Consider the following 12,714-nt stretch of genomic DNA (forward strand, 5'->3'; position numbering starts at 1 on the left):
GCAGGATGCGGTAGACCCGGAACGCGCGACGCGGATCAAGCTGCCTTCGGCAGTGTCAGAGCCGGAAACGGTCGCGGACGATGGACCAGACCTTATCCTCGACGCGCGTCGGCGTATCGGACGCGTCGACCACAGCGCACCTCTCCGGCTCCGCCTTGGCGATGGCGAGGAACTCGCTGCGCAGGCTGCGATGGAAGGCGAGGTTCATGTTTTCGAAACGGTCCGGGGGTGGGGCATCCGAAGACGAAGAAGAGCGGCGCGTTATCGCGTCGTCGGCCACCGCGCCGGGCGCGTTTTCGGCGCTTGCCGGCGCCCGTTCCTCGGTGGAAGCGACCGGAGAGATGCTGTCGCGCCGCCGCTCGGCCGCCCGCCTGAGGCCAAGTTCGGGCGGCAAGTCGAAGATCAATGTGAGATCGGGCCTCGTTTCGCCCACCACAGCCTTGTCGAGCGTCTCGATCACCGAAAGCGGCAAGCCGCCCGCCGCCCCCTGATAGGCGCGCGTCGAATCGCTGAAGCGGTCGCAGATGACCCATGTGCCGCGTGCGAGCGCAGGACGAATGCCGAGTTCGAGATGCGATTCCCGCGCGGCGTAAAACAAAACCGCCTCGCCGAGCGCGCCGTAGCGCTTCGCCTTGCCCGACAGCAGCACGTCCCGGATGGCTTCGGCGCGGGGCGTTCCGCCCGGCTCGCGCGTGAGGAGCACATTGATGCCCTTGCGGCGAAGACGTTCCGCGAGCACCTTCGCCTGCGTGGTCTTGCCGGCGCCCTCGCCGCCTTCCAGCGTTATGAAGCGGCCGCGCACGTCAGGACTTCGGCGTGACGGCGGGCACCGCCGTATTCACGGGCTGCGTGTGCGGCTTCTTCAGATATTTCGTCACGGCCTGCGAGACATAGGCGTTCACGCCGAGCAGCAGCGAATCGACGCCCTTGGCAATGATCCCGCCCGCTTCGAGATCGGCCGCCGCGTAGAGAGGCGCGCTGTTGGATGTGCCCGCTTCGGAGGTGATGCGCACCTCTCCGACCGGATCGCCTTCCTTCAGCGGCGGCTTGACCGGCCCCTGATAGGCGATCTGTGCGCGGATGCGCTGATCCTTTGCGTTTACCGGGAGAAGAACGACAACGTCTTCCTTCGCCTTGACCGGAAGCGTCCATTTCTGGCCGCCCCACACGCGCACATCGCCCACCACCTCGTCCTTGTCGAAGACCTTGTAGGGCTTGAAGTTCACGAAGCCCCAGTTGAGCATCTTCTGCGCTTCTTCGCGGCGATCGCGCTCGCTTTCGAGGCCGTTCATCACGAGCACCAGCCGGCGCCCGTCGCGCACTGCGGATGCCGCGATGCTGTAGCCTACGCCTTCGGTGAATCCCGGCTTGAGGCCGTCGGCGGCGATGGCGGTCGCCTGCAACGGATTATGGTTCTTGAAGTTGAAGGTTCGGTATTTGAATTCCTTCTGCCCGAAGAACGGATACCATTCCGGATAGGTCTTGATGACGTGGATCGAAAGCGCGGCCAGCTCGCGCGCGGTCATCTGGTTGCCGGGATGCGGCAGGCCGGTGGAGTTACCGAACGTGGATTTCTGCAGTCCGAGCGCGCGGGCTTCTTCCGTCATGAGCTTGGCGAAAGCGTCTTCCGTGCCCGAAATGCCTTCCGCCACCGCAATGCAGGCATCGTTTGCATTCTGCACCGCGATGCCCTGTATGAGGTCGCTGACCTTCGCCGTCTGATTGAGCGGGATGAACATCGACGTCGTCCGCGAGGGCGCGCCGCCGTTTCTCCATGCGTAGAGGCTCACCGGGAATTCGGTGTCCATGGTAATCTCGCCGGCCTTGAGCTTTTTGAAGATGACGGCAAGCGTCATGATCTTGCTCATGCTCGCGGGCGCAAACAGCCTGTCCGCGTTTTTCTCGAAGAGGGTCGCGCCCGAGTCGACGTCGATCAGCGTCGCTTCCGCCGCAGCCGTCTGATAGCCGCCCGAAGACTGGGCGAGCGCGGGCTGAAAAATCTGGATGAAAACAAAAAACAAGAGGGCAAGGCGCATGGGCGTCGGTCCCGGTGAGTCGGCAGGGAAATCATAACAAACCGACCGCCTGTTGGCTAAGGTTCAGGCCAATGTCCCTTTACATAGTCTCACCGGCCGCCATTAAAAGCCATGCCCGTGGAGAAGGCAGGCCGCGAGTTTGTCGACCAACCGCTGCCCGTGTCCTGAACCGAGGCCTCAAAGCCCCCTTTCTTGACGACCAGAGGCTTGTCAAAGGGTTCCACCGAAGGTGCGGAAGCCGTGGCCGATGCCATGTACGTTTCGGACGGAAGCGGAGGAGGTGTAGCAGCGGCCGCCTTCACCGGAGGCGCTGTTTTCGCCGGCGCGGCGGCTTTGGCAGCGGTCGCCTGACGCGTCGGAACGGTCGTCGTGACCACGGGAGCCCAGGCGGTCATCGTGGCCGAGACGGCCACGGGCGCTGAAGCCGACTGCGCGCGCACCGGCGCAGCGGGCGCGGTTGCTTGCTTGCGGGCCGGAACGGCGGTGGCGGCGGCGATCTGAACGCTTGACGATGCCGGAGCGCTTGCCACCTGCGGGCGCGCGGGCGTCTGCACGCTCGAAACCGAATGCGTGGCCCAGGGCTGTTTGGCAAGAATGGAGCGCTCGAAGTGATCGTCGCCGTTCAGCGGAGCGGGCGCGAAGTAGCGCACGCGCACTGCGGCGGTGCCGCGTCCATGGAAACCGAGAAGCTCCGCCGCCTTGCGCGACAGGTCGATGATGCGCCCATCGTGGTAGGGGCCTCGATCATTGATGCGCACGATCACGGTGCGATTGTTTTCGAGGTTCGTCACCTGCGCATAGGTCGGCATCGGCAACGTGGGATGCGCGGCGGTCAGCGCGCCCATGTCGTATATTTCACCGTTGGCCGTCTTGCGCCCGTGGAAGAAATCGCCATACCAGGACGCAAGCCCGACCTGATCGTAATTCACGTCGTTGACGGGGGTGTACCACTTGCCGTTGGCGAGATAGGGGCTGCCGAGCTTGTATTCGCCGCCGCCCTTCGGAACCGGATCCCCCACCTTGATCACACGCGGACTGAGCGTGTGGGTTTCGTCGACCGGACCCTTCTGGGTAGAACACGCACTAAGCGATGCTACAAGCGCTGTGACGATCATGACCCTGCTTAAGGATTTGTTGACAACGCCCCGCAACTCGAACCGAAGGCGGGGAGAAACAAGTCCAGTAGGCAGATTCGGGCGAATGCTGGGCGCGGTTTTCTTCTTGCACCAAACTCGCGCGTTTGCCGCCGCTTTTTGCGGCAGGGACGCCATCGGGCAACAGTCGCAGATGCAAACTCGGCTCATGGGACACGCAAAACCCGGACACAACTTAAGGCTGCGTTGAGGCTAACCGCGGGTGGTTAACAGACCGTTGCGCTCGCTGAGACTCTCGGTCATTGTCTGCGGCTGGCGGCGGGCCGACGCGACCACCGCGCTTCTTTTCAAGGACCGATGGCATTGCGCAAGGCGTCGCCCGCTTTCTGGGAAAGGCTCGCCCATGAGATCGAGGGCGACGCTTCAAGCGACCTTTTCACGCGAGGCCGCTACGCCACCGACGCATCGATGTATCAGAGCTTCCCGGCGGGAGTGGCTTGCCCGAAGACCGAGAGCGACGTGGCCATCGTCCTCGAAATGGCGCGTGAGGAAGGGCTTTCCGTCATTGCGCGCGGCGGCGGCACGTCGACTGCGGGGCAGGCGCTCGGCGAGGGTGTCGTCCTCGACCTTACGAAATACATGCGCGGCATCGGCGCGATCGACGCGGAGAACGCGCGGTGCGTGGTGGCACCCGGATGCACGCCGGCGGCGCTCGCGGCGGCGCTCGAACCGCACGGCCTTTTCTTCCCCGTAGAGATCGCCTCCGCGCAATCGGCGACGATCGGCGGCATGCTCGGTAACAATTCGAGCGGCCTGCGGGCGCTGCGCTACGGCTCGATGCGCGACCGCATCCTCTCGGCCATGGCGCTCATGGCCGACGGGCAGCGCGTGCATTTCCGCGCCATCGGCGAGGATGAAACGGCAAGATTCCCCGGCCGCGACCGGCTGCTCGATCTCCTGCAATTCGGCGAAGCGCACGAAAAGGATATCGCGCGCGAGTTTCCGTTGCGCGCGCCGGGAACGCCGGAGCCGCCCGCCTACGATCTGCGCGCGCTGTTGCCCTATTCCGAAGACCAGAACCTGGCGCGACTTCTTGCGGGCTCCGAGGGTACGCTTGCCGTCGCCACGAGCCTGGAACTGAAGCTGGCGCGGCTCCCTCGAACGCGCGCGCTCGGGGTCTGCCGCTTCGCCGATCTCGGCGGCGCGCTGCGCGTCATCCCGAAGATCGCGCTCCTGAACCCGACCACCATCGAACTCCTCGACCGCACGCTGATCGACATCGTCGCGTCGCGGCGCGACCCGCACGCCGCCCGCCTTCTGCAGGGCGACCCCGAGGCGCTGCTGATCGTGGAGTTCGACGAGGAAAACCCGGTCGACAACACGCGGCTCCTCAAGGGCCTCTCCGACACCGTGGCCGAGGCCGACAAGGGCCGCTTCCCGCTTGTGGAAATCATCGGCGAGAATAACCGTGCCGCGCTCTGGCGGCTCCGGCACAACGCGGTGACGCGGGCGTGGCGCATGAAGTCGGCGGCACAGCCCCTGTCTTTCATGGAGGACGGCGCAGTGCCGCTCCACCGCCTCGCCGTCTACGGAGCGGAGCTTGAGGCGCTGCTCGGCAGGCACGGCGTCCGCTCGGCGCTCTATGGCAGCGCGGGGCGCGGCTGCCTGATCGTGCGGCCCGTGCTGAACCTGCGCCATGCGAACGACCGGGAGCGCATGCGCGCGCTGTCCGACGAGATGGCGGCGCTGATCGTCCGCCATGGCGGCGTTTTGAGCGGCGGCCATGGCATTGGCATCGCCCGAAGCGAGGCGCTGGAGCGCGCTCTTGCTCCGGGTGCGCTGCGGCTGTTCACGGATCTGAAGACGCAACTCGATCCGGGCTTCGTTCTGAACCCCGGCAAGATCATACGCCCGCCGGATTTCGACGATGCGGCGCTGCTCCGCGCCCCGCGCGAGGGGAAGCCTGCCGATGTGGCGGTTGCCCTTTCATGGGACGCCGAAGCGACGCCCGCGCGCGCGCTGGAGCATGCGCGCCGCTGCGCCGGGCACGCGCTCTGCCGCACGGCTGAACAGCGCTTCGCCTGCCCGTCCTATGCGGTGACGCATGACGAGCGCGAGTCCCCGCGCGGCCGGGCGCAGACGGTGCGGCTCGCCCTTTCTGGCCAACTCGGAGACGAGGCGCTCGGCTCGCCCGCGATGCTCGAAACCATGTCGCTTTGCGTGTCGTGCAAGGCGTGCAACTCCGCTTGCCCATTCGGCATCGACATCCCGAAGATGAAGATCGAGGCACTCGCCGCCGCGCGCGCGGCGGGCCGCTTTTCCCGCGCGCAGGAGCTTTACGCGAACCTCGCGGAGTACACTGATCGAGCGGCCCGCTGGCGATGGTTTCTCGCCCTCCGCGATCTGCTGCCGGGGCTGGCCCGCTTCACCGAGAGGAAGCTCGGGCTAGCCGCCGACCGCCCATGGCCGCGCTGGGCCGGGCGGAGGTTCCGCGCGCCGATCGAGGCCGAGCCGGGGCCGCGCGGGCTTGTGGCGCTGTTCGCGGACACGTTCAACCGCTCGTTCGAGACGGCGAACCTTCGCGCGGCGCAGAGCGTGCTTGAAGCGGCGGGCTACGGCGTCGTTGCCTTCACCGACGGTGAAGACGGCGCGCTGTGCTGCGGGCGCTGCGCCTACGATGCGGGCGACATCGAAAAGGCGCGGGCGCAGGCGATGCGCCTCTCCCGCGCGGCGGCGGCCTATGCCGAGCGCGGCGTCCCCGTCGTCGGCCTCGAACCGAACTGCGTGCTGATGATGCGCGACGAATATGCGGCGCTCGGCGTTGCGGTGGCGGACCCGCCGCCCGTGCAGCTGTTCGAGGAATTCATCGCGCGGCGCATCGAAGACGGCTTCCCGCTCCCGCTGAAGGCCATCGAGGCGACCGTGGTGCTGCATTCGCATTGCCACGAACGCGCCCACGGCGTCGACGCGCATGCGGAAGCGGTGCTGCGCCTCATTCCCGACCTTGCCATAACGCCAGCGCCGCCCTCCTGCTGCGGGCTGAACGGCCTCATGGGCATGACGCCCGACACGCTGGACGCATCGCTTGCCATTGCCGAGCAGGCGCTGTTTCCCGCGATCCGCAAGGCGGGCCGTGACGCGCTCGTTTCCGCCACGGGCTATTCCTGCCGCAAGCAGATACAGGATGGGCTGGGCCGCCCCGCGCGCCATCCCGCCATGCTGCTCGACCTTGCGCTGAAAGGCAACGCGGAAATCGTGGGATAATGCGCGGCGCTACCGCGTCGTGCGGTAACTCGGACGCGACCGACGCTGCCAATGCCGATTGCCGAGCTTGCCTGCGCCGAATCGGACCCGAGTTGACGCAGCGATCTAAACGCCGCCTGCGCGCAACCGCGCCAGCACTTTCAGCCCGGCATAGCCGTCCGCCGGCTGCATGCCGACCTTCCGCTGGAAACTCTGAATGGCTTTCATGGTATCCTTGCCGACGCGGCCATCGGTGCCGTCCGTGTCGAAACCCGCCGCCGTCAGCCGCTTCTGCAGTTCCTGAACCTCCGCCAGCGTGGGCGCGCGCTCGCCGCCCGGGAACTGCTGCACGAACGGCCCTTCGCCCTTCAGCCGGTCGCCGAGGTGGGCAATCGCCAGCGCGTAGGTGTTCGCCGGATTGTACGACTTGATCGCATCGAAATTCCGCGTGAGGAGAAACGCCGGGCCGCGCGCCACCGGCTGCCAGAGCCGCGCTTGTTCCGTGGGCCTCGGGAAGGGCTTGCCGTCCGCCCGCGTCACGCCCCTGTCCTGCCATGCCGCGATGGATTTCCAGCCGCCCGCGCCTTCCGCCGGCACGCGGACCTCGTAACCCCAGCCCTCCCCGCGCCGGTATTTCCCGCGTTTGGCGATATATTGTGCAGTGCCCGCAAGCGCATCATCAGGCGAGCCGAAGGGCGAGATCTTGCCGTCGCCGTTGAAATCCACGCCCATGTTGAGCCAGACCTCGGGCATCCATTGCGTATGCCCCATCGCGCCTGCCCACGAGCCGATCATCTCTTCCGGCTTCGCCCAGCCGCGATCGACGATGACGAGCGCGTTCAGAAGCTCCTGCTCCCAGTAGCTGCGGCGGCGCGGTTCGCCCCAGGCGAGCGCGGCGAGCGCCGGGAATACGGGGCGCATATGCTTCGGGTTCGTGACGACATCGCCGAACGCGCTTTCCATGCCCCAGAGGCCGAGCATCACATAACGGTCCACGCCGTAGGTACGCTCGATCTTCTCCAGCAGCGGCGCATATTCGCGCGCGCGTTCCATGCCGATGCCGATGCGCCAGTCGGACACGCGGCGATTGAGGTACTGCCAGACTTCTTCCTTGAATTCGGGCTGCGCCTTGTCGAGCGCGTAGACGGAGGTGTCGGGCTTGAGCGATCCCATGACACGCGCATAGGTCGCACCCGAGATGCCGCGCGACCGCGCGCGGGCGCCGAACGCCTCTACCCATTGCGAGAACGGCATGCGCGCGGATTGTGCAAATGCCGAGGGGGCAACGGCGCCGATTCCACAAGCGCCGGAAACCAGAGTGGCGAGCGCGCCCTGAAGCACCGCTCTGCGTGAGAAATTCATGGTCATCGCGTCGAGGTTGCCGAAAACAACAGCGAAATTGTGGTCGTGCCTTTAATATCAAGGACATCAGGAATTTTGGTGAATGCCGTTCGGCGCTCCGCACCTCCGAGCGCAGACTGAGCCACACCCAAAAGTGGCAGGAATTAACCATCCCCAACCTTGGCCTAAAAATTGCCTTCGATGGAGAGCAGTGGTCTTTTCGTCGAAGCAAGGATTCGTTTACCTTTTTTTCCCGCTCAGGTGACCGGCCCTTCAGCTTGCAGCAATTGGAAGGTTGATAAGTAATGCGGAAAAAGGAACTCGCGCTGGGTGCGTTCCTCGTCGCGCTGGTCGTTACCGGCGGATTTCTCTCCATGCCGCTCGTTCAGCGCCAACCCGCTCAGGCGACGAGCCCCGAAATCTACAAGAAACTCGAACTGTTCGGAGACGTGCTGGAGCGCGTGCGCGCGGAATATGTCGAGAAGCCCGACGACGCGAAACTCATCGAAAACGCGATCAAGGGCCTCGTGAACGGGCTCGATCCGCATTCGGCCTACCTCACGCCCAAGGAATATCAGGACGAGCAGGCCGACACGCGCGGCGAGTTCGGTGGCCTCGGCATCGACGTGATGATGGAAGAAGGCGCCATCAAGGTCATCGCGCCGCTCGACAACATGCCAGCCGACCGTGCGGGCGTGCTCGCGGGTGATGCAATAACGGCGCTCGACGGCCAATCGGTGAAGGGACTGAGCATGGATGCGGCCGTGGACCGGATGCGCGGACCGGTCGGCTCGCCGGTGACGCTCACGATCCAGCGAAAGGGCGCCACCGCCCCGATCACCGTGAAAGTCGTCCGCGATATCATCAAGGTCAACCCCGTGGCGTACAGCGTCGAGGGCGACGCGGGCTGGATCAAGGTGAAATCGTTCGAGAATGAGCATACGACCGAGTATGTCCAGAAGGCGGTCGAAGACATCAAGAAGACGCTCGACGGCAAGGTCTCGGGCTATGTGCTCGACCTGCGCAACAATCCCGGCGGTCTCCTCGATCAGGCCATCGACCTGACCGACGCGTTCCTCGACAAGGGCACCATTGTCGTAACGCGCGGTCGCGGCGCCGATGACATCGAGCGCACGACCGCGAAGCAGGGGGACATTTCCGACGGCAAGCCGGTGATCGTGCTTCTCAACGGCGGTTCGGCGTCGGCTTCCGAAGTCGTGGCGGGCGCGCTTCAGGACCACAATCGCGCGACGCTGCTCGGCACGCGCTCATTCGGCAAGGGATCGGTGCAAACGCTCATCCCGCTTGCCAACAAGGGCGCGATCCGCGTCACCACCGCACGCTATTTCACGCCGTCGGGCCGCTCGATTCAGGCGACCGGCATCGAGCCGGACTATGTTGTGGAGCCCGAACTTCCGCCGGAGCTGAAGCTGCAACTCGCCAGCGTGCCCTTCGAGTCCGAGGCTCAGCTGCGCGGCCATCTCAAGAACGCCGCCGCGACGGAGGAAGGGGGTGGCAGCATCTCCTACGTGCCGAAAGAGAAGGAAAAGGACAACCAGCTTCAGGCCGCGCTGGCCCTCCTCCACGGTCAGTTGCCGCAAACGGGAAAGAAGGCGACAGAGTCGCTGGATCAGGCGCGGGCCACGACTCCGGCGTCGAGCCCGCTGTCGAACGGCCCGTCGGGTGGCTGACCGCCGCCGTGCGTAAAGCCCGCGCACGCGCGGGCCATCGGCTGATGCCATACGACAGGGCGAACAAAAGGCCGTCACGCCCGCGCAGGCGCGGACTATCGATTGTCACGAGCAGCACAGCCACCACTGTGACCGTCACTCCCGCGCACGGGGGGGCCATCGGCGAAATGCGGTAGCTCCCCGGCCGAGCGAAGCGGCGAGCCGGCCAACCGGTTTGCGGCCTCGAAACCGTCTTGCAAAGCGCCGGAAGCGCGGGCGCCCTCCAGCGTCGCGGCGCAAACCCGGAAACGGCACAACGCGTACGATCGATCGAACTTCTTCGCGTGCGATCCATCCGATTCGACGCAGGTCTGATCCAAATCCCATCGCCCATCAGGAACGCGCTTTTCGACCTCTTGGCCTGCGAGCGCGGAATTTTCGGCAGGTACAACGGATCGGCCTGCGTTAAGTCGGCATCGATTTGACGGCAGAGAAGCTGATCGACACCCGAAACTTCGGCGTCCTGCTGCTTCCGGTTGGGCACGAAGCTGTGTTCGGGGGATTGGAAATCGCGGGCGAAAATCGCCGAAACAAGCGGCGCGTCGAGCGCGGATCGCGGACCTCCGGTCAGCGTCGCGGATGCCTGCCCCGAGCGCCCGATTCAGGCTGACCGCTGATTACGCCAGAGGCACCGCCTTTGATGAGTATCAAAGGCCCCCGCTCGATCCTTTGATTATCGCGTCTTGACGGAATACCCCGTCAAACTTTTGCGGCGCACTCTCCGTGGCCCGGCTCGGCTTCAGGAACGCTTTTCACCGAGAAGGGCCTGCAATTCGGCCTGTTCTTCGGGTGTGAGCGGCTTCGCACCCGCCGTTTCGAGGGGTTTGCGGCGGACGAGACGCGCGGCAAGCAACAAGCCTCCCCCGATGAGCAGCACAGGCGCTGCCCATAACAACAGGGTGTTGAATGTGAAAGGCGGCTTCAGAAGCACGAAGTTGCCGTACCGCGCCACCACATAGTCGAGCACTTCCGTGTTCGTTCGCCCTTTTTCGAGCTGCTGGCGGACGATGATGCGCAGATCCTTGGCGAGCGGCGCGTCGGAATCGTCGATGGACTGGTTCTGGCAGACGAGGCAGCGAAGCCCGGCAGAAATGTCGCGCGCGCGCTGTTCGAGGGCCGGGTCTTTCAGTTGCTCCTGCGGATCGACGGCGAGCGCGGGCGTGACCGCGGCGGCGAACGTCAGGGCGAGCAGTGCAAGGAAGGAACGCATGTCTTACTCCGCTGGCAGGGCCGGGCCGATCTTGGGCGATTGCGAAAGCGGCGGCTTCCCCGCTCGCTGGCCAACGCCGATGCGCAGGCGCCGATCGAGCAGAGACAGGAACCCGCCGATGAACATGAGAACCGCGCCGCCCCAGATCCACCGCACGAACGGGTGATAATAGGCACGGATCGAATAGGCACCGCCCGGCGCCTCATTCCCGAGCACCACGTAGACATCCGCGAACGGACGCACCGCGATGCCCGCCGCCGTGGTGGATTGCGGAGGCGCATCGTATTTTTTCTTCGCCGAGGTGATGGTGCCTATCACGCGATCGCCGCTCTTCAGCTCGAAGTCGCCAGCCTGCGCCGTGTAGTTCGGCCCCGGCTCGTCATAGACCTTCTTGAAGGTGATGCTGTAGCTGCCGACATCGATGCTGTCGCCGGGCTTCATGACCGCGAGATGCTCGGCATTCCATGCGGTCGTGCCCGCGATGCCGATGACGCTGACAGCGAGGCCGACATGTCCGAGCGTCGCGCCCCATTGGCTGCGCCGCATGTTGGCGATGCGCCGCGCCGTCTCGCCGAAGGAAACCTGGGCAAAACGCGCGCGCCAGAGCACTTCCCACACCGCGCCCGCGAATACCCATGCGCCCAGCGTCAGCGCGAGGCCGGTCTTGAAGCCGGCTCCCGCCATGACGGACGCGATCCCGACGATAACAGCGGCGACCGCAGCCGGGATGAGCCGGCGCGCCGCTTCATCGAGATCGCCACGCTTCCACGCGGTGAAGATGCCGAACGGAAGGAGAAGGAGCAGCGGCAGGAAGATCCAGACGACCGTCGAATTGAAGAACGGAGCGCCGACCGAAATCTTGTCGCCGGTGGCGGCTTCCAGCGCGAGCGGATAGAGGGTGCCGACAAAGACGACGCCGCAGGACACCGTAAGGAACAGATTGTTCAGCACGAGGCTCGATTCGCGCGACACCACCGAAAAGGCCGTGCTGGCGGCAAGCGAATTCGAGCGCCAGGAGAAAAGGAGCAGGCCGCCCGCCGTGAACAGACTCACGATGACGAGAATGAAGACGCCGCGCGACGGGTCCGATGCGAAGGAGTGCACCGAAGTCAGCACGCCCGAACGCACGAGGAAGGTGCCGAGCAGGCTGAAGCTGAAGGTAAGGATCGCAAGCAGGATCGTCCACGCCTTCAGACTGTCGCGCTTCTCCATCACGATGGCGGAATGCAACAGCGCCGTGCCGGTCAGCCACGGCATGAGCGAAGCATTCTCCACCGGATCCCAGAACCACCAGCCGCCCCAGCCGAGCGTGTAATAGGCCCACCAGGAACCGATGGCGATGCCGATGGTGAGGAAAATCCATGCAGCGAGCGTCCACGGCCGCACCCAGCGCGCCCATGCGCTGTCGACGCGCCCGAGAAGCAGCGCCGCAATGGCGAAGGAAAAGGCCATCGAGAAGCCGACATAACCCGCATAGAGCAGCGGCGGATGGATCGCGAGCGCCGGATCCTGCAGGATCGGGTTAAGCCCCTGCCCTTCGAACAGCGCATTCGGGATGCGGACGAACGGGTTCGATGTCACGACGATGAACAGCGTGAATGTGAAGAGGATCAGCCCCTGAATGGAGAGCACCGCCGACCGCAGATCGAGCGGCAGGTTCTGGCCGAACAGCCAAACCGCCGCGCCGAACAGTGCGAGGATCAGCACCCACAGGAGCATCGAGCCTTCGTGGTTCCCCCACACGCCGGAAATCTTGTAGAGAAGCGGCTTTGCCGAATGGGAGTTTTCCCAGACGTTCGCCACCGAGAAATCGGAATTGATATGCGCCCAGAGCAGCGCCGCGAAGGAGCCCGCGATCAGCAGGAAAGCGATCGGAGCGGCGGCGTCGGCCATGGCCATGAGGCGCGTATCGCGCATGCGCAAACCGGCGAGCGGCGCGGCAAACTGCACAACGGCGACGAAGAGAGCGAGGATGAGGGCGAAGTGGCCCAGTTCAACGATCACGGTCTTCTTTCTCCCATGCGCCTCTGGCGTTTTCGGTCGCCGTTTCGCGTGATTGT

Annotated in this window: 8 protein-coding genes; 2 read left to right on the forward strand and 6 right to left on the reverse strand. The window is 65.2% G+C overall.

Going from position 1 to position 12,714, the window contains the following annotated elements; all coding sequences use genetic code 11:
* Nucleotides 1-55: 55 nt before the first annotated feature.
* From tmk to EK416_RS11565, 3 genes are all read right to left on the reverse strand, one after another.
* Nucleotides 56-802 carry a dTMP kinase gene (tmk, locus tag EK416_RS11555; RefSeq protein WP_127077641.1) on the reverse strand — a complete coding sequence of 249 codons (747 nt, stop codon included), beginning with the start codon at nt 800-802 and terminating at the stop codon, nt 56-58.
* A 1-nt stretch (nt 803) separates the two neighbouring features.
* On the reverse strand, nt 804-2,036 hold the full coding sequence (locus EK416_RS11560) for a D-alanyl-D-alanine carboxypeptidase family protein (protein WP_127077642.1): 1,233 nt from the start codon (nt 2,034-2,036) through the stop codon (nt 804-806).
* Nucleotides 2,037-2,125: 89 nt separating this feature from the next.
* A complete protein-coding gene (locus tag EK416_RS11565) occupies nt 2,126-3,151 on the reverse strand; it encodes a septal ring lytic transglycosylase RlpA family protein (RefSeq protein WP_127077643.1) in 1,026 nt (341 codons plus the stop codon).
* A 336-nt stretch (nt 3,152-3,487) separates the two neighbouring features.
* Here EK416_RS11565 and EK416_RS11570 point away from each other — a divergent pair, with 336 nt between their 5' ends.
* Nucleotides 3,488-6,394 carry an FAD-binding and (Fe-S)-binding domain-containing protein gene (locus tag EK416_RS11570; RefSeq protein WP_127077644.1) on the forward strand — a complete coding sequence of 969 codons (2,907 nt, stop codon included), beginning with the start codon at nt 3,488-3,490 and terminating at the stop codon, nt 6,392-6,394.
* A 105-nt stretch (nt 6,395-6,499) separates the two neighbouring features.
* Here EK416_RS11570 and EK416_RS11575 read toward each other — a convergent pair whose 3' ends face one another.
* Nucleotides 6,500-7,741, reverse strand: a complete 1,242-nt coding sequence (locus EK416_RS11575) for a lytic murein transglycosylase (RefSeq protein ID WP_127077645.1) — start codon at nt 7,739-7,741, stop codon at nt 6,500-6,502.
* A gap of 278 nt (nt 7,742-8,019) precedes the next feature.
* Here EK416_RS11575 and EK416_RS11580 point away from each other — a divergent pair, with 278 nt between their 5' ends.
* The gene (locus EK416_RS11580) at nt 8,020-9,405 is read left to right on the forward strand and encodes a S41 family peptidase (RefSeq protein ID WP_127077646.1); all 1,386 of its coding nucleotides are present in this window, start codon (nt 8,020-8,022) and stop codon (nt 9,403-9,405) included.
* Between the two features lie 778 nt (nt 9,406-10,183).
* On the opposite strand, the gene EK416_RS11585 is transcribed toward EK416_RS11580, so the two are convergent.
* Both EK416_RS11585 and EK416_RS11590 read right to left on the reverse strand, forming a co-directional pair.
* Nucleotides 10,184-10,654: a cytochrome c-type biogenesis protein gene (locus tag EK416_RS11585; protein WP_127077647.1), complete on the reverse strand. Its 471-nt coding sequence runs from the start codon at nt 10,652-10,654 to the stop codon at nt 10,184-10,186.
* Between the two features lie 3 nt (nt 10,655-10,657).
* Nucleotides 10,658-12,658 (reverse strand): heme lyase CcmF/NrfE family subunit, encoded by a 2,001-nt coding sequence (locus tag EK416_RS11590; RefSeq protein ID WP_127077648.1) that lies wholly within the window; start codon nt 12,656-12,658, stop codon nt 10,658-10,660.
* Nucleotides 12,659-12,714 lie beyond the last annotated feature (56 nt).

Origin of the sequence: Rhodomicrobium lacus (genome assembly GCF_003992725.1) — a bacterium.
Classification (GTDB): Bacteria; Pseudomonadota; Alphaproteobacteria; order Rhizobiales; family Rhodomicrobiaceae; genus Rhodomicrobium; species Rhodomicrobium lacus.